Origin of the sequence: Pedobacter polysacchareus (assembly GCF_019802255.1) — a bacterium.
In the GTDB taxonomy this organism is placed as follows: domain Bacteria; phylum Bacteroidota; class Bacteroidia; order Sphingobacteriales; family Sphingobacteriaceae; genus Pedobacter; species Pedobacter polysacchareus.
This window is the reverse complement of sequence record NZ_JAHYSS010000002.1, coordinates 789151-807346: the sequence shown is the minus strand read 5'-3', so window position 1 is coordinate 807346 and position 18196 is coordinate 789151. Positions and strand designations below refer to the sequence as shown.

Here is an 18196-nt window from a genome sequence, read left to right as displayed (position 1 = left end):
AAATTGATTTAAAAATCTGCACTAAATCCTAAACTTAAACTTCTTGGATTAGGAATCATAACTCGATATTCGGGATCATAAATAGTTTTGGTAGCTTTCCAGATTATTCCAATATTATTTAAGTTGGCATATAGCCTAATGCTTCTGAAATACCTGTTCACATTGCTCAATGTATAACTGAAATTAATATCCTGCAGGCGGATATGTGCCGCATCTTCTATCACAGCTGATGAATTCCTATAAAAATCATCTCTTTTTTGAACAGTAGGATAAATGGCTGAAGGAACATTAGTCAGCAGTTCATCTCCAGGTTTTTGCCATCTATCTGCGTATTCTGCCGAGCCAACTAGTGCTACACCATCTGGTTGATATAATTGGGTGTAAGATACCACTGGGCGTTTAAACTTATACCCCAATTTATAGAGGATATTTGCTGAAAGAGAAAAAGCTTTATAGTTAAATGTATTTCTAAAGGCACCATAATAAATAGGTCTGGCTGAACCATGATAATCAAGTTCTGAAATTGATTTGGGCGCCGTTAATGAATTATAATCTTTACTTACTAATCCATTGAAATAACCTTGAGGATCTCCGGTTATAGGATCAAGACCAGCCCATTTGTAGGTGTACAAACCATAAACATCTTTCCCCTCTACAGGATTAATTGTTATATCTCCAATATCATTTACTACACTTGAAAAATTAGGAGTAATTAAATATTTTGAAGTAATTACCCTATTATAGGTGAATAACAAATTCGATAACCAAATAAATGAACCAGTATTTATGTTTTTACTAGTTAGGTTTAATTCAATGCCTCTACCTTGCAAATTTGCTGAATTTTTACTGGCTGTTAAAAAACCTGAACCTTGATCGATTAGAGTCGAGGCTATTACATCAGTAGATAATTTATCAAAATATTCTATACTGCCTGACAAATAGTCCTTTTTAGTTGAAAAATCTAAACCTAAATTAATTATTCTTGTATTTTCCCATTTCAAGCCCGAATTAGGGGGGCTGGAAACTGAAGCAGAAATAAGTTGGGTGGCTGAATTTGGTGTTTTCGAATATGTGATCACAGCTAGAGGAGTTTGACCTGGAACAGCATTTCCAGTATACCCATAAGTAGCTCTAAATTTTAAGATTTGAACTAGTTCTGACTTATAAAAGGGTTCTTTTGAAATATTCCATAATATCCCGGCAGACCATAGAGGGGTACCCTTTTGATTATTTTTTACAGCAAAAAAATTGGTTGCATCTTTTCTGGCACTTGCAGATAAAGTATAACGTTCATTAAAAGTATAAGCCGCATTAGCATAAATAGAAGTGTATCTGTTAGTCAGGTCAGTAAATGGTAATGGTGATCCAATAAAGGCATCACTATCCATTCCGCTTAATACGACTTTCTTCGTTGCATAATCGACTGGCTGAGTAGTTAATGTGTTTCCATCAAATCCATAAACTCTATTAGTTTCTGTGGAATTATGTCTTTCCTTGATTTCAACACCCCCAATTGCTATTAACTGATGTTTATCCCAGGTTTTATTGACATCTAACTGCCCTCGGAGCGCATAAGCATCTAAATTTAGATTTCCCGTCTCTATAATATCCCCAACTGGGACTGCTCTTGATACGATCGGTTTTCGCCAGTCCGAAAAATAATTAATATAACCCCTTGTGTAATAACTTCCCAGACCTTCCCAATCGACATTCTGACCATTGTTCCGTTCATACTGGTATTTCACTGAAACATTTAATATGTCATTAACCCTATATTTAGCTCCAATATTCAACAAAATATCTCTTAGTTTGGTAATGTTTGAACTCTGTTCTAATTCCGCCAATGGGCGAAAATGCCAGTCCATCAGACGACCTTTACCTACCGTATCTCTATATCCTCTAATTAAATAAGACCCTTCTGGATCTGTTTCAAGTGGTACCCCATTTATATCTTTTAATTCAATGTAGGGCTTCCCCTTAGTCATTGACTGAATAGATATAGGAAATAAACGGCCTATATCTTTGTTTTTTGTTTCCGTATATAAAACATTAGTTTCCACTTCAAGATTTTTCATTGGTCTGACCGTCACGTTAGAGCGTAGAGACAACCGATCATTGTTAGAAGTGACCAGATTATTTAAATTTTTATCATATCCGCCAGATAAATAATAACTAACTTGTTTGCTCCCCCCACTGATATTAAGTGCATATTGCTGATTCACCGCCTTTCTATACAGGTACTTTGTATAATCTTCACGGCTGTCTATTATGCTTAACTTGTTAAGTTGATCTTCCGCCATTGTAGGGGAAATCAGGCCTTTATCCCGCTTATCCAAAACCTGGATTACTGGACTAAGATTACCCCATGGCTGGTTGACAATATCTTTATACGCACCTTGGCTATATATAAATTCCTCAATGTTGATAAAATCAGAACTTTTAATTATTGGAAGGTAAAAAAGATCAGGTTTTTGCGTTATCGTAACATTATTATTTAAAGAAATTTTAAAAGGAGAGTCAAATTTCCCTTTTTTTGTGTTGATTACAATCACCCCATTTCCAGAACTAGTACCCCAGATCGATGCCGCTGCAGCATCTTTAAGCAGAATGATGGATTCCACATCATTAGGGTTTATGTTATTTATATCACCATCATAAGGAAAATTATCCACAACAATTAATGGTCCCTGAGATGACATAGAGCTAAGTCCCCGAAGGCTTGCCAGTACTACATTCGGACTCCTTTTATTAAACAGTATCCCAGTAGTAATTCCTTCCAATCTCGGAATTACATTGGTGCCTACAGTACGATTAAAGAGCGCATTATCAATCTTCTCAAAAGAACCCGTCGCACGTTCTTTTGGAACCGACTGATAACCTGTACTCAGCACATTCACTTCTTCAAGATTGGTGACACTTTTTGTCAGTATAACAAGAATGCTACTCCTTTTATCTGTAATTTCATACTCCTGAGGTTTGTAGCCGATAAACGTAATGACCAAAGTGGCTTGATCTCCAACATTAGTTAATCTGAAATTACCATCTTCACCTACAACCGCCCGGTTATCCGTTCCTTTTTCCGTAACAGTCGCTCCCACAACCGGCTTTCTTTCTTCATCAAGCACCTTACCCGTAACAATATGCTGTGAAATATTACCGAATTTTGGATTGATAATGGAACTACCTTTCAACTGCAACACCACCGTTTTATCCGCGAACGTATAACTGATCGGCTGGTTGCTAAATACTTTTTTCAATACCTCTTCAAAATCAGCATTCTTGACCTTGATGTTTACCGGTTTAAATTCTTTTAACACAACATCTGTATACAAGAAATCATAGCCGGTCTGCTGTCTCAATTCCAGCAGCACACTTTGTAAGGAAGCATTTGATTTAGACATACTGATCTTCTGTGCTAAACCGGCAGCACTGATCTGCATTAATGACGCGATAATTATAACGATGGTTAAACGCATGATCCGCCATATTTTATGGATAAGATCCTGAGATCTACCCGATTTCCTCGTATAAATTTTATACATTTGCTTTGTTTAGTTGGGTAACCAGCCTTGAGTTTCGAAGCCATTGGCGGGTTACTGGTTTACGTTGATAATTTCATAATGAACCGAAGCTAAGTACCAACCAGAATGCGCAAACATTCTGGTTGTTTATTTTAGGGGTTCGGGGATAATTAGTAGTTATTTTCTCACCAGCACCCTCCTTCCTTCAATCTTGAAATGAACATTACCTGTAAGCTCCAGTAGATTGAGTACACTGGAGAGCTGATCAAAACGAGAGACAGTCCCGGTAAATTTATCGGTTGGTCTTTCGCCTTCAAATTCTACGCTTACATTATACCACCTTTCAATCTTCCTCATGACTTCTTCAATCCCCTCATTGTCGAACACGAATTTGTTATTTTTCCAGGCGATTGCAGCTGCTACATCCACCTCATAAATATGAAAGCCATTTTTGGCTAAAGCAGCTTGCTGGCCAGGTTGAAGAATAAATTTATTAGAAGAATCTGCATTGGTTAACTGCAGTTTTCCTTCCACCAAAGTGGTTTTAACAGTTGATTCCTCGGGATAAGCATTGATATTGAAATGAGTACCTAGCACTTTTAGTTCTTGTCCGTTGGACGCTACGATAAAAGGATGCGTAGGATCCTTAGCTACTTCAAAGTAGGCCTCGCCGCCCAACAACTCCACTCTTCTATTAACTAACCTGGCAAACGATGAAGGGAATTTGAGTGTTGATGCGGCGTTCAGCCATACTTTCGTACCATCGGGTAAATTGATACGGTATTGTCCCCCCTTTGGTGTTTCAATGGTATTGTAGGAATCGTCTTTATTTCCTGAGTTTTGGCCTTTCTCCGTAATTTGATAGGACAGTTCGCCATTAGCCATTTTAGTAATTTTAACACCCGACTCCTGAGCTAACTCTCCATTTTTTGCATCGGAAAGAGAAATACGCTGACCGTTTGCTAAAGTTAAATAGGCTTTATTTCCTCCTGGAGCTACATCATTGCTATATTTTTCGGCAGAAATGATCACCTCTGTTTTCTGATGAGAGAGATAAAACAAATAATAAGCAAAACCAGATAAGATCAATATTGATGCAGCAACTGCCAGGAATGGCCACCTGTACAGCAAAGGTTTTCCAATAAGCTCATTTCCAGAAATGCCTTGTTCAGCCGGAACCGGAAGTTTTCTCCGCATTTCTTCTTGAATTGCTAAAAGTTCTACTTCGGAATATTGACGGACATGTTGATGGTGATATTGGAAATACCATTGATCAAATAGCAATAATTCCTCCTCAGTGGAAGTTCCACGTTGTATCTTTTCTAAGATCTCGTATGCATCTTTCTCTTCCATATTGAAAAGGAATTAATGACCCTTTAGTACTATATCAGTTAAGAACAGCCTTAGGGTAAGATGAAATGAAAAAAAAGATCAGGCTTTAGCGCCAGAACAATAAAAATATCAGGTAATGGATAAAACCCAAACGGGTTCTTAGAATTTTTAAAGCATTCTTGATTTGTTTTCTTACGGTTTCTTCAGAAATCCCCAGTTCATCAGAAATCTGTTTGTAGCTTTTATACTCCCTGCGACTCATTAAGAATATGGCCTTCATTTTTGCGGGCAGCGAATTGATTTCTTTCTCAATTAAAGCCGACATCTGTTTCTCCCGAATTGGCTCATCAGAACGGTCGGTGCTTTCGGCTGCAAAATCTCTAAAAGACTGCACATACCTCGCCCTCACCTCCTTAAATTGAAGCAGGTTTACGAATTTATTCCTCACACAAGTGAATAGAAAGGCCGCAAGATTTCGCTCAGGGTTAAAATCGGTGTGTTTTACCCATAAATCCATAAAGATCTCCTGAACCATATCTTTTGCTTCCTCTTCATTATGCATCTTTTTTAATGCGTGTAAGAATAACAGCGGTTGATAACGGTTGAAGATTTCAATGTAAGCCAATTGGTTCCCCCCTTTTAGCAAAGAGCCAAGCTCAGCATCTGAAAATGTATGGTACAATCTCATGACCTGGTTTATACGTAGTACTGAATAATATTCAATCTAATATTTTCTAAGAATGACTAATGTAAAAGTAATAATTATCTATACTAATATTAAAGATGTGTAATCAAAATATTAATATATAGTCGTTTAACCGTATTTAGTGCAAGTATAAAACGCAACCATCACCTAAAAACGGCGCTTAAATGTGCCTTATTTAAATCAAACATCAAAAGAAATCAGGATAAAAAAATGCGTCAATCTCAAAAAAGCAATGGTGCTCCTATTAACCAATACTATCTAATTAAGAATATTTTCTTGTATTTAAGCAAAGAATAATCGTTCATTATTTCATCAGCATAATTTATATAAAAAAATCAACCATAAAAGAGTTAATATTTTCAATAATAAGGCTAAAAAACACAAGAAAGTTAAGCAAAAAATCTAACCACATGAAAATCAGACCATAAAGATTCACCCTAAACTATTACAATATATTTCAAACATTTATCGGCTAAAAGGGTTGTTTAAGAAACAAAAGTATTTCCTTCATTCAGCTACCTCTTTATGAAAAAACTACTCCGTACGCTCATAATTGCTATTCATAGCGATTTAAAAGGACTTTTTTTCTTGAGGGAAACTTATGTTATCCTTTCTCCCGCTAAATCATCCCTATGAATACAACCTCTACAAAAGTCAAAATTACTGTTGGATTACTGCTTGCAGGCTGTTCGTTTCTTACGAACCCAGCGCATGCGCAGCTGATTAAATATGACAGTAAAGATTCGTTAAATGGTAAACCCAGAGTCAGCTCTGCGCTGATTGGCAGGCTAAAACTAAATGGCATTTACGACATCACTGGTAACCTCCATGGAAACAGCTCTTTTCTGATCCATGAGAATGATGTTTATGGTAAAAATAAACCTGCATTCTGGGTGGATATGCGCCAAAGTCAGCTTCGTTTCAAAACTACTACTCAATTGAAAAACGGAAAAGAAATTAGCTCTATGCTGGAAGGTGATTTTGAAGGTGGACCAAACCGTACTTCCCTATTCCGCTTGCGTCATGCCTGGATTAAATACAACAATTTCACCTTAGGACAGAATTGGTCGACCTTTGGCGATCCAGATCTGTGGCCGGCAAGTTTACTGGATTGGGATGGTCCTACCGGAATGGTATTGAGCAGAAGAATCCAGTTGAACTATAGAAACAAATTCAGTGAAAAAGGCAGAGCTGGATATGAAGTTGCTGTAGAACAGATGGAACCCCGCCGTTTGTTCGACTATACCACCAGCGAAAACCTCGGCGTAGATTATGCACCAAGAAGAATGCCGGACGCGATTGGTGCCCTAAGATACGATTACGACAATGGCGGCTTCTTAAAAGTTGCCGGAATCTATAGAAACATCGGTTACGATTCAAAAAACGTGGTCGATGGTTTGGACGATACTAAGGATTATAAATTCAAATCAGCAAATGGCTATGGCCTAACTGCAATGGCCAGTATCTTTTTCAATAAGAAATCTGGCTTGGTGAACAACTTACAGGCACAATTTAATGTTGGAAAAGGCATTTCAGATTATTTTCTGGCAGTTGGAGGTTCTGGATTAGATGGTTTTGCCAATGAGAACAAATTGGGAGAATTAGATCTTTTGAATGTGCACTCTGGTTTCATCTCTTATCAACGTTTCTGGACGCCAAAATTCCATACGATGGTGATTGCTTCCTACAACCATTTTTCTGGAGCAGAAGCTACTGCAAGTCCATGGAATGAAATGACCAATTACCACTTCACCCTCAACCTTTCCTACAATATACTTGACAATCTAATGGTGGGTTTTGAGCCTCAAATTGGCTATAAAGAGCTTCATCTGGATCAAGGCATGAAAAAAGGAAAGGATGCCCTGCGCATCAACTTTGGCATGTTATACAATTTTTAAAAGCATCAATCTACACTACTTATAAATCTACAATTATGAAAAAACTACTCTCCCTTTTAGTCATGGTCCTGTTGCTGCAAATAGCTTATGGCCAAAAACCAAGAATCATCATACTGGCTACCGGTGGAACCATTGCCGGAGAGGGCGCTTCCGCAGATCGTGCAGGATATACTGCGGGTAAAATCCCGGTTTCGGCATTAATTGGTTCTATTCCTTCCATCAAAGAAGTTGCGGATGTGAGTGGTGAACAAATTTCTTCAGTAGGCAGTCAGGACATGAGTCTGGATATCTGGAAAAAACTAGCGATTAGAATCAATGAAATCTTTAGTAAAAATGAAGCGGAAGGTGTAGTGATTACCCATGGAACGGATACGCAGGAAGAAACTGCTTATTTTCTGGACTTGGTGATTTCCTCAGACAATCCTGTTGTATTAACTGGTGCCATGCGTGCTTCTACAGCCATCAGTGCAGATGGTCCTAAGAATCTTTTTGATGCCATTACTGTTGCTGCAAATCCAAAAAGCAAGAACCGTGGGGTACTGGTTTCTTTCAACGAATCAATTTTCAGCTCCAGAGATGTGACTAAATTGAGTACTACGAAAGTGAATGCTTTTGGTTCTCCGAACAGCGGTCCGATTGGACAGGTATTCGACGGAAAAGTAGAATTCTATAAAACTTCGGATCGTCGTACGCCGCATATTGCTCCTTTTACAGTCGATAAAAACACGACCTTTCCTAAAGTAGAGATCGCTTATATGTATACTGATGCCTCTCCTGCCATCCTTGATGTGATGATCAAAGATAAAGTTTCGGGGATTGTAATTGCTGGTGTTGGGAATGGGAATTTCTCTAAAGCCTTCACCGCAGCGGTTAAAAAGGCAGTGGGCGATGGTATTGCCGTTTGTCGCGGGAGCAGGTGCGTCTCTGGTCGTGTGGTAGAAGATGGAGAAGTGGACGACAAGGAATTGGGAACTATCGTTTCTGATGATCTGAACCCTCAAAAAGCAAGGATTTTATTGATGCTGGGCTTAACAAAAACACATAAAACTGCAGAACTCCAGAAATACTTTTTGCAATACTAATCCATTTATAAACAGAATTTAACTATCAAAAAACATACTACTTAATTTTATACTATTATGGCAACTTTTCGAATTGAACACGACTTTTTAGGGGAAAAAGAAATCAGCAACGATTGTTATTATGGCGTTCAAACGATGCGCGCAAAAGAGAATTTCGACATCACTGGAATTCCTATTGGCAGTGAACCTCTTTTTATCCAGGCTTTTGGTCACGTTAAAAAAGCAGCAGCATTAGCCAATAGAGATCTTGGAATTCTAGATCCTAAAAAGGCAGAAGCCATTGCTTATGCCTGCGACCGTTTAATTGCCGGTGAGTTTACCGATCAATTTATCAGCGATTTGATTCAGGGCGGTGCGGGTACTTCTACCAATATGAATGCAAATGAGGTGATTGCAAACCTTGGCCTGGAGTATTTAGGACATAAAAAAGGAGAGTACATTCATTTACATCCAAATAATGATGTGAACCTTTCTCAAAGTACCAATGATGCTTATCCAACAGCATTTAGAATTGCTGTTTATCTAAAGATCAACTCTTTCGCATTGGCTTTAGAAGAATTACAGGAAGCATTTTTCTTCAAGGGGAAAGAGTTCAAAGATGTCCTGAAAATGGGAAGAACCCAGTTGCAGGATGCAGTTCCGATGACCTTAGGCCAGGAGTTCAATGCCTTTGCTACTACTTTAGGAGAAGATGTATTGCGAATTAAAGAAGCGGCATTATTGATTACAGAAGTAAATATGGGTGCCACTGCTATTGGTACTGGTGTAAATGCACCAGAAGGTTACTCTGCTTTATGCGTAAAATACTTAGCAGAAATCAGTAAAGTTCCGGTAGTGCTTGCCGCAGATTTAATTGAGGCTACTTATGATACTGGCGCTTTAGTACAACTGAGCGGTACGTTAAAGCGTAATGCCATCAAATTGAGCAAGATTTGTAATGATTTAAGGTTGTTGAGCAGCGGACCAAGATGCGGTTTCAATGATATCAACCTTCCTCCAATGCAGCCGGGCTCGTCGATCATGCCAGGAAAAGTTAATCCGGTAATTCCCGAGCTGATGAACCAGACCTGTTTCTATGTGATTGGTGCCGATTTAACGGTTACTATGGCTGCTGAAGCCGGTCAGTTGCAATTAAATGTAATGGAACCAGTAATTGGAATGGCCTTGTTCACTTCCTTGCAATACCTGACAAAAGCTTGTCTGACGTTAAAAAATAAATGTGTGCTGGGCATTACCGCGAATGAAGAACACTGTAAGAATATGGTGATGCAAAGTATTGGTATTGTCACTCAGCTGAATCCAATTCTAGGCTATGAAGAATGTGCTTCTATTGCTAAAGAAGCGCTTAAAACCGGTAAATCTATTTACGAGATTGTGGTGACCGACAGAAAACTGATTACCCAGGCGAAATGGGATGAGGTTTATTCCATTGATAACCTGATCAATCCTAAATTCATCTCACAATGATATTCGTACAGCTCGGTATATTACTAGCCATGATCCTGATCGGGTCACAAATGAAAGGTATTGGGCTCGGGGTGATGGGAATGGTAGGTTTAATGATTTTCGTGCTGGTGTTTAAGATGACACCGGCCGAACCTCCTGTTGCCGTATTGCTGATTATTCTTGCCATTGTCACCACCGCTGCCACATTACAGGCGGCTGGTGGTTTAGACTATCTGGTCAGTATTGCCGAGAAAATCATTAGGAAAAACCCTAGTCAGATTACTTTTATTGCGCCGTTCACCACTTATTTCCTTTGTCTGTTTGCGGGAACTGCACATATCGTGTATTCTCTTTTACCGATCATTGCTGAGGTAGCTGCCAAGCAAAGAATCAGACCAGAAAGACCATTATCAGTTTCTGTGATTGCCTCTCACCTGGCGATTACGGGGAGTCCAATGAGTGCGGCTACTGCATCATTAGTAGCAATACTTGCGTATTCTTCGGCATCGATAGACATCATGAAAATTTGTATTCCTGCTTCAATTATTGGAATATTGGTCAGCATTTTAGTGGTGCGTAAGAAAGGTTTAGAGTTGGACAAGGATCCGATATTTCTGGAGAAAATGAAAGATCCAGAATTTGCACGTTCCATGGATCCTACAGACACCAGTGGTGGAGAAAGTCATTATCAAGCTCCTCCAGGCGCTAAAATTGCCGTTGGGATATTTGGACTGGCAATTCTGCTGATCATTTTATTTGGTGCTTTCCCTGCTTTGGTTCCCCATGTTGGCGGCGCAAAGAGTTTCAGCGTAAATACAGATGGTTCGATCAGCCTGACCAGTTTAATCATTATGATCACTTTAACTGCTTCTGCGATGATCATGCTAATCACTAAAACCTCAGCAGCAAAAGTGGTAAAAATGAGTTTGTTTACTTCTATGGCTACTGCAGTGGTTTCTGTACTGGGAGTGGTGTGGATGAGCGCTACTTTCATGGCGGCAAATGAGGCCGTCATAGCACATACTTTCAAAGACATTGTTTCTGTTTACCCATGGACTTTCGCTTTTGCCTTGTTCATTATGGGAGCTTTGACTTTTAGTCAGGCGGCTACTACCAGAACGATTATGCCGATGGGGCTTGCCTTAGGAATTGTGAATCCGCATTTAATTGCAATGTTTCCTGCCGTTAATGGCGATTTCCTGCTGCCAGGCTACCCTACCCTTGTTGCTGCCATAGATTTTGACAGAACAGGGAGTACGAAGATTGGAAAATATGTGCTGAACCACAGTTTTATGGTACCAGGCCTAGTGGCCTTATCTACAGCAATTATTGTCGGTTTTGTGCTGACAGGGATTTTATTTTAGTCCTGAAAAAGCTTATATATCACAAAGCCCCCAAAATTCTGGGGGCTTTGTCATTGTTACTTACTGAACTTAAATCAGTGTGTTCAAACAGCATGACCATCCTTTTTTCTCAGCGATTGTTAGCTCTTCATTTCAATTATGCTGCGTCAATTGCTGCACGCATTGCTTTTGCTGCTGCTGCTGGATCTTCTGCGCCATAGATTGCTGCACCTGCAACGATTACTGCTGCACCGGCTTTCACTACTGCGGCAACATTGTTAAGGTTCACCCCACCTGCTACAGAAACGGGTACGCCTACTCTTGCTGTTTCGTCGATCAATACCTGGATAGAATATCCTGGCGTCCATTGTTCGTCTAATCCTGCATGAAGTTCTACGAATTCCACACCTAATTTAGTCACTTCCTGTGCACGTCTCACGCGGTCAGGATAACCGATGGTATCTACAACAATCCCTTTTCCGTGTGCTTTTGCTGCTTTCACTGCACCGATAATGGTGGCATCACCAACAGCACCCATTACAGTTACTAAATCGGCACCTGCTTTAAATGCAATTTCTGCTTCTAATTCACCAGCATCTGCTGTTTTCATATCTGCGAAAACCAATTTATCTGGGTGTGCGTTTTTCATTGCAGTGATTACTGCTGCGCCCATGTTTTTAATCAGTGGAGTTCCCAGTTCAATAATATCTACATAAGGGGCAACTTTTGCCGCCAATGCCAATGCTTCTTCTGTCGTTAATAAATCGATTGCTACTTGTAATTTTGCCATAATGATATTTTATAAAAAATGATTTAATTCGTGTGATTCCCCGAAGTATTGTTCAGGGTTATTGGGTTTTTCAGCTATTTCTGCCGGTTATTCCAGGTTTGCGTGTCTGGTCCAGAGTTCTGCATTTGGTGTATCCTCCAGTTTCCATAAAGACTGGAAAATAGCATCTGTTAATAGCAACAGGAACTGCTCAAACAAACTGCCTGCATATTGTCTCGAGCGACTGCCCTCATGGTCTTCTTTTTCCGCAGCTGGGATGAGAATCAATTGATCAGCGATATTGGACAACAGCGATTGTGACTGCGTAGAAAGTGCGACAACCATAGCTCCTACTGATTTGGCTTTTTCTGCAGCTTTCACAATGGAGCTGGTGGTACCAGATCCAGATGCTGCGATCAACAAATCACCTTGTTTAATGGCGGGAGTAGTTGTTTCCCCAACAAAATGGGCATTTAGTCCCAGGTGCATTAAACGCATTGCTGCAGATCTCATGGCAAAACCAGAACGTCCGGCAGCAATAATAAAGATGCTGTTTGCGGTTTTAATAGCATTCGCTAAAGCTGCTACTTCATTAAAATCTATCTGTTTTAACAACCAGGTGTTTTCCATGAGTATCATTTCCAGGTTGCTGCGCAGTTCTTTTGCCAGTTGTTTATCTGTTGTTGTACCGAATTCCATTGCTCCTATTTTTAATCTGCTGTAAAGGTAGGTTCGGTTTTTTCGCTTCCGGTTACACTATCAGCGCATTATATGGGACAATCAGGAAACCTTGGACTTAAAAAGTCATCGTTAAGCCACAAAAATTAAGGTATTTCCGAATAGTCCACCATAATTTCCAAATCGTCCAATCCCCTAAATGAAGAGTCCTTATCTTTATACCATGATGAATGTTGAATTACCGGCGGGCTTGGAGAAATCACTGATCTATATTCGTAATCTGGGCAATTGTCCACCTAGTTATCTAAATGATCCTGGACGGAAAGACTTTTTCGAGATTGTCTGGTTAAAGAATGAAGATGCTTTACATGCTTTGAAGGATACGGATCTTGATGCTAAAGGAGATTGGATTTACCTGATTCCTCCATACCGTGTGCATCAGTTGAACAAAGCTGGAAAGAATGGGGAATTGATTTCTTTCAAAAGAGACATGCTGGAAGAGGAAGACAAAGAGTTTCTTTTAGACCTCTTTAAGATTTTCAATGTGCAGGGCGAATTTTCTTGTCTGCGGTTAAATGAAACTGCCGCAGCTGAGCTTTCCGGGATATTTAGTTTGCTCGAAAAGGAATATGCGAACCATAGTATCACCATGGTAAAAGCCTTGCTTAAGGTTTTTCTATTGAAATTGATTCAGGTAAAAGAACATGATTTCACAAGTCAGGATATTCATCAAAAGCGGGTTTACGAGTTTTTGATGCTACTGGAAAGCAATTACCAGCAGGTGCGCAATACTGATTTTTACGCCGGAAAACTGGGGATCAGTTCTAAGCGCCTGAACCAGATTTTAAAAGAGAAGCTCGATAAAACAGGGATGCAACTGATCCATGACCGGATTATTCTGGAAGCTAAAAGAAGTATCATTCACAGCGAAATTACGATCAAAGAGATCGCTTACGAACTGGGCTTTTCAGATAGGCCATACTTCAGCCGATTTTTCAAGAAACAAACCGGACAAACGCCAGAAGAGTTTCAGAAACAAGCAAAAGAACACATTAAAGTTAAGTTTAATACGCTGGTATAATACAGATGATGACGCCTATTCTTAATTATCCTTTACTGCAAATCGTATTGTTCCTATTAACGGTACTCATGGTAGTTTGCGTGAAAATCAGGAAACTGACCTTATTTGCTGCGCTAACGGCTACGATATTAGGCTTTCTAGTTGCATTAGCCTCAGGTTTAAAAGGAATATCGATGCTAACGACATTTTTTGTTTTAAGCGTCCTCGCTACTTCACATAAAAAGGCGGAGAAACTCAAGATCCAGTCTGCTGAAGGAGAAAAAACAAGCAGGGATACCTCGCAGGTACTTGCAAATGGCGGTGTTGCCGGCCTAACCGCCATACTATGTCTGCTAAATCCTGAAAACAGCAGCTATTACCTGTTAATGATGGCCGCAAGTCTGTCCTCTGCCCTTGCCGACACGCTGTCTTCTGAACTGGGTACCCTTTATGGCAGCCGGTTCTTCAATGTTCTCAGTTTGAAAAGAGAAGCAAAAGGCTTGGATGGCGTAATCAGTTTTGAAGGCACCTTAATCGGCGCTCTTGGTGCTGGAATCATCGCTCTGATCTATGCAGGATTTGGGCAGGCAGCAATCATTATCGCGATTGCAGGGATCTTGGGAAACTTAACAGACTCCCTGCTTGGCGCTATGCTGGAACGCAAAAAATTAATCGGCAACAACGGTGTTAATTTTCTAAACACCCTATTTGCGGCGATTGCCGGTCTATTGCTTTACCTGATATTTCCTATTTCCGTCTAATTTCATTTCTCCAATTTTTTCGTCCACCATACCAACTCCTTTAATAGTCCCTGTGCCATACGCAAATGTCCTTCATCGCCAATAAACTGTTCTTTATCATTGATGAAATTCGTAAAAAAAGGAAGGTGAACAGCTTCTACGATAGGAACCATTTTTAAGGCCGTGACTACTTGCTTCAGCATTTGAACAGACCTGGTCCCACCGGCAATACCGCCATAACTTACAAAGCCGACCGGTTTATACATCCATTCCTGATACAGGAAATCCAGTGCATTTTTTAGGGTTGCGGGATATCCAAAATTGTATTCCGGCGTCACGAAAACAAAGGCATCGGCTGCTGCAATCTTCTTACTCCATGCTTTAGTATGGTCGTGTTGATATTGCTGTAGGCTAGGATGTTCCGGTTCATCCATAAATGGCAGATTTACTTCTTTAAGATCGATGAGTTCGACTTCAAAATCGGACTGTTCATGGAGTAAATCCATAAACCATTTGGCAATAGCGGGTCCTTTTCTTCCTGGTCTGGTACTGGCGACAATTACTTTAAGCTGATACATATTTTTTTCTTTTACTCTACAACAAACGTATCGGCCAATTGGACGGAAAAAAAATTAATTACTGCGTCGCCTGTCTTCTTCATTACCGGGCTTTCTGTCCTGCGGCTTCATTTACATTCGTAAAATTTGGTTAGCCTTCATCGTGCCTAGTTTTTATATATTTAGGGAAATTTTTAACAACTATGAATAATTGGTTTAAGCGAAATGGCCAACATCTGATGGTCATTGTACTTTTCTTTGGAATCACCTTTTTATATTTTAATCCCGTATTCTTTGGAAAGACGCTTGGACAAAATGATGTGACCAGGGCACAATCTACGACCACGGAAATCAACCATTACCGTGAAAAGGGGGAAACGATTTTATGGACCAATCAGATCCATGGGGGAATGCCTGCTTTTCAAATCTGGGCACCCTACCCTAACAACATCACCACCTGGCTGATAAAGGTGGTCAACTACTCCTTTCCACAGCCGGTAGGCACAGTGATGGTGTTGCTATTAGGCAGTTACTTTCTCTTTTGTGTCCTTAAACTGAATCCCTGGCTTGCCGCAGCAGGTGCTATTGCCTTCACTTTTTCTTCCTATAACATCATCTTATTTGGTGCCGGACATGCGAATCAGGTTGCTGCCATTTCTTTCTTTGCGCCTGTTCTGGCGGGAATCATACTCGTTTTCAGGGGTAAATATATTTATGGTGCGGCCATAACAGCCCTATTTCTCGCTTTAGAAATCCGCGCCAATCACCTCCAGATGACTTATTACCTATTCCTGGCCATCCTGATTTTTGTTGGGGTAGAAGCGTATCATGCTATAAAATCAAAACAAACTAAAGACTTTTTTAAGGCTTCAGGGTTTGCGCTTATTGCGGGATTACTCGCGATCGCTGTCAATACTTCCTCGCTATGGAGTACGTATGAGTACAGTGCGGAAACCATCAGAGGACATGCCAACCTGACTCAGAAAACAGCGAAAACGAGTACCGGATTATCCAGAGAATATGCCTATCAATGGAGTCAGGGTGTAGAAGAATGCATCACTTTTCTAGTTCCAAATGCTTATGGCGGCAGTTCCAGAGGGAATGCCGTACAGCATACCCATGTGCTAAAAACGTTAACAGACATCGGGGCCAATGCTGATGAAGCTGATTACCTTTCCAAATCATTGATGCCTTTTTATTGGGGAGAAAAGCCTTTTACGGAAGGTTCCTTTTATTTTGGTGCCGTCATTTGTTTTCTATTTGTCTTGGGTTTACTGATTGTCAAACACCGGATCAAGTGGTGGTTATTGGGCGTAGTGGTCTTGACGATGTTTCTGTCCTTTGGAAAAAACCTGCCCTTAATTTCCGATCTGTTCTTTTACTATGTACCCTTCTATAACAAATTCAGAGCGGTGGAATCCATCCTTGCGGTAGCGGGATTGTGCTTCCCAATATTGGCTGTACTGGCGGTAAACGAATTATTTGTCCGCACAGATAAGCCGGAACTTTTTAAGCAATTGAAGCTGGCTTTTTACCTCACTTTCGGACTTTCTTTAGTGATGGTGGTTCTCCCTGATGTATTACTTTCTTTCAAAAGCAGCGACCATGAAGCAGTAGTTGCACAGTTTACTGAAGCACTTAAGCTAGATCAGGCCACTGCAAACTCCATTGGTAATGCAATTATAGCCGATAGAAAAGCAGCGGCACAGTCGGACGCCATGAGGTCTTGCTTGTTGATTTTAATTGCATTTGCAGGAATTTGGGCTAACCTAAAAGGAAAGCTGAATGCCAACTTACTCTCCATTGCTTTTCTATTCCTAGTGTTATTTGATCTATGGGGTGTCGATAAAAGGTATTTAAATACCGAGAGTTTTATGGCGAAACAGGATACAGAAAAGCCTCAGCTTAGGGAAGTAGACCGATTTATAGACCAGGATAAAGATCCAAATTTCAAAGTATTGGATTTGACGCAAAGCATTATGAATGATGCCACCACCCCTTATTTCCACAAGTCAATTGGTGGTTATTCGGCTGTTCGTTTGAAGCGTTTTGATGAGGTGATTGAAAGTCATTTCAAGAATAACATCAACCTGAATATCCTGGGAATGATGAATACAAAATACCTGATCCACACCGATCCGAATTCTCCAAAGCTGATTGCGGAATTGAATCCGAATGCCTGTGGTCATGCCTGGTTTGTCAATAAGATCCAGTATGTACGTAATGCAGATCAGGAAATGGAAGTGATTGGCACTTTTGCACCTAAAGAAACGGTGGTGATCGATGATCAATACAAAGCATTGGTTAAAGCGCAACAGCTGGGTAATTCCGCAGCATCAGGAACGATAAAACTGACTAGTTATTTTCCAGACCGCATGGTGTATGAGAGTAATTCCACACAGCCTAACCTCGCTGTTTTTTCAGAAATCTATTATAACAAAGGCTGGAAAATGTTCATTGATGAGGTGGAGCAACCTTATTTTCGTGCGAATTACCTGTTAAGGGCTGCACATATTCCGGCAGGAAAACATCAGATTGCATTTGTATTTCATCCGAATTCCTATTACACCGGAGAGCTCATTTCACTGATCGCTTCTATCCTGTTAATTGCAGGTTTGCTGTTTGCAGGATATTTAGGGTATAAAGACCGTAAAGCCATTTAATTAATTTCGATACCTCTCCTTCTATCCGGTGGTTATCTTTCATTTAGATAGGGGTAATTCTTTTCGATTCGTGTGCCTGGAAATTGAGGCACATGAATCGAATTAAGCTTTGATTCATTTATATTCAAATCTTCCCTACTTTTACTTCAGTTCCTCGTTAAATTTCATTCCAGATCAACCTATCTTCTTGCCACTGTTTAGCAGCGTTCAAAAAACGTTTTACTATTAACCATTTCACTAAAATTGTGTAGCATCCCTCACCTTTCTATTCAAAAAACTACCTTCCTATTGCCAATTTCCTAATTTATACCTAAAAATAATACAATTTTTCAAAAGCAAAAACCAATAGATAATTTCTATATTGGCGGCTTCAACTAAAACTTCCGGGAGAATGCCTGACT

13 protein-coding genes are annotated in these 18196 nt (G+C 40.0%); 7 read left to right on the top strand and 6 right to left on the bottom strand.

Translation table 11 applies throughout. The annotated features are described in order from the left end of the window. Window positions 1–8 precede the first annotated feature (8 nt). From K7X70_RS07375 to K7X70_RS07365, 3 genes are all read right to left on the bottom strand, one after another. Window positions 9–3476 (bottom strand): SusC/RagA family TonB-linked outer membrane protein, encoded by a 3468-nt coding sequence (locus K7X70_RS07375; protein ID WP_222536429.1) that lies wholly within the window; start codon window positions 3474–3476, stop codon window positions 9–11. 222 nt (window positions 3477–3698) lie between these two features. Continuing rightward, window positions 3699–4874: a FecR family protein gene (locus tag K7X70_RS07370; RefSeq protein WP_222536428.1), complete on the bottom strand. Its 1176-nt coding sequence runs from the start codon at window positions 4872–4874 to the stop codon at window positions 3699–3701. Between the two features lie 85 nt (window positions 4875–4959). Next, window positions 4960–5541, bottom strand: a complete 582-nt coding sequence (locus K7X70_RS07365) for an RNA polymerase sigma factor (RefSeq protein WP_222536427.1) — start codon at window positions 5539–5541, stop codon at window positions 4960–4962. A 650-nt stretch (window positions 5542–6191) separates the two neighbouring features. Between K7X70_RS07365 and K7X70_RS07360 the strand changes: the two genes are divergently transcribed. The 4 genes from K7X70_RS07360 to K7X70_RS07345 are packed head-to-tail and all read left to right on the top strand — an operon-like array spanning window position 6192 to window position 11349. Next, window positions 6192–7457 (top strand): DcaP family trimeric outer membrane transporter, encoded by a 1266-nt coding sequence (locus K7X70_RS07360; protein ID WP_222536426.1) that lies wholly within the window; start codon window positions 6192–6194, stop codon window positions 7455–7457. A 35-nt stretch (window positions 7458–7492) separates the two neighbouring features. Next, window positions 7493–8539, top strand: coding sequence for a type II asparaginase (locus K7X70_RS07355; RefSeq protein WP_222536425.1), 1047 nt, complete (start codon window positions 7493–7495; stop codon window positions 8537–8539). A 57-nt stretch (window positions 8540–8596) separates the two neighbouring features. Next, window positions 8597–10006 (top strand): aspartate ammonia-lyase, encoded by a 1410-nt coding sequence (aspA, locus tag K7X70_RS07350; protein ID WP_222536424.1) that lies wholly within the window; start codon window positions 8597–8599, stop codon window positions 10004–10006. Then, window positions 10003–11349: an anaerobic C4-dicarboxylate transporter family protein gene (locus K7X70_RS07345; protein ID WP_222536423.1), complete on the top strand. Its 1347-nt coding sequence runs from the start codon at window positions 10003–10005 to the stop codon at window positions 11347–11349. The genes aspA and K7X70_RS07345 overlap by 4 nt, the downstream gene beginning before the upstream one ends. A 136-nt stretch (window positions 11350–11485) precedes the next feature. Here the strand turns inward: K7X70_RS07345 and hxlA are convergent, their stop codons facing one another. Both hxlA and hxlB read right to left on the bottom strand, forming a co-directional pair. Continuing rightward, entirely contained in the window at window positions 11486–12118 is a 633-nt protein-coding gene (hxlA, locus tag K7X70_RS07340) for a 3-hexulose-6-phosphate synthase (protein ID WP_222536422.1), read from the bottom strand. 87 nt (window positions 12119–12205) lie between these two features. Next, window positions 12206–12796: a 6-phospho-3-hexuloisomerase gene (gene hxlB, locus K7X70_RS07335; protein WP_222536421.1), complete on the bottom strand. Its 591-nt coding sequence runs from the start codon at window positions 12794–12796 to the stop codon at window positions 12206–12208. A gap of 178 nt (window positions 12797–12974) precedes the next feature. On the opposite strand from hxlB, the gene K7X70_RS07330 reads away from it, so the two are divergent. Then, window positions 12975–13856 carry a helix-turn-helix domain-containing protein gene (locus K7X70_RS07330; RefSeq protein WP_255606958.1) on the top strand — a complete coding sequence of 294 codons (882 nt, stop codon included), beginning with the start codon at window positions 12975–12977 and terminating at the stop codon, window positions 13854–13856. A gap of 5 nt (window positions 13857–13861) precedes the next feature. Next, window positions 13862–14596, top strand: a complete 735-nt coding sequence (locus K7X70_RS07325; protein WP_255606957.1) for a DUF92 domain-containing protein — start codon at window positions 13862–13864, stop codon at window positions 14594–14596. A 2-nt stretch (window positions 14597–14598) separates the two neighbouring features. Here K7X70_RS07325 and K7X70_RS07320 read toward each other — a convergent pair whose 3' ends face one another. Further along, the gene (locus tag K7X70_RS07320; RefSeq protein WP_222536420.1) at window positions 14599–15153 is read right to left on the bottom strand and encodes an NADPH-dependent FMN reductase; all 555 of its coding nucleotides are present in this window, start codon (window positions 15151–15153) and stop codon (window positions 14599–14601) included. 182 nt (window positions 15154–15335) lie between these two features. Between K7X70_RS07320 and K7X70_RS07315 the strand changes: the two genes are divergently transcribed. After that, entirely contained in the window at window positions 15336–17795 is a 2460-nt protein-coding gene (locus K7X70_RS07315) for a YfhO family protein (RefSeq protein WP_222536419.1), read from the top strand. Window positions 17796–18196: the final 401 nt, after the last annotated feature.

Coding starts and splice junctions, on each gene's coding strand:
- K7X70_RS07360 (WP_222536426.1), top strand. CDS start 6,192: ATGAATACAACCTCTACAAAAGTCAAAATTACTGTTGGATTACTGCTT.
- K7X70_RS07355 (WP_222536425.1), top strand. CDS start 7,493: ATGAAAAAACTACTCTCCCTTTTAGTCATGGTCCTGTTGCTGCAAATA.
- aspA (WP_222536424.1), top strand. CDS start 8,597: ATGGCAACTTTTCGAATTGAACACGACTTTTTAGGGGAAAAAGAAATC.
- hxlB (WP_222536421.1), bottom strand. CDS start 12,796: ATGGAATTCGGTACAACAACAGATAAACAACTGGCAAAAGAACTGCGC.
- K7X70_RS07315 (WP_222536419.1), top strand. CDS start 15,336: ATGAATAATTGGTTTAAGCGAAATGGCCAACATCTGATGGTCATTGTA.
- K7X70_RS07330 (WP_255606958.1), top strand. CDS start 12,975: ATGAAGAGTCCTTATCTTTATACCATGATGAATGTTGAATTACCGGCG.
- K7X70_RS07365 (WP_222536427.1), bottom strand. CDS start 5,541: ATGAGATTGTACCATACATTTTCAGATGCTGAGCTTGGCTCTTTGCTA.
- hxlA (WP_222536422.1), bottom strand. CDS start 12,118: ATGGCAAAATTACAAGTAGCAATCGATTTATTAACGACAGAAGAAGCA.
- K7X70_RS07370 (WP_222536428.1), bottom strand. CDS start 4,874: ATGGAAGAGAAAGATGCATACGAGATCTTAGAAAAGATACAACGTGGA.
- K7X70_RS07345 (WP_222536423.1), top strand. CDS start 10,003: ATGATATTCGTACAGCTCGGTATATTACTAGCCATGATCCTGATCGGG.
- K7X70_RS07325 (WP_255606957.1), top strand. CDS start 13,862: ATGATGACGCCTATTCTTAATTATCCTTTACTGCAAATCGTATTGTTC.
- K7X70_RS07375 (WP_222536429.1), bottom strand. CDS start 3,476: ATGCGTTTAACCATCGTTATAATTATCGCGTCATTAATGCAGATCAGT.
- K7X70_RS07320 (WP_222536420.1), bottom strand. CDS start 15,153: ATGTATCAGCTTAAAGTAATTGTCGCCAGTACCAGACCAGGAAGAAAA.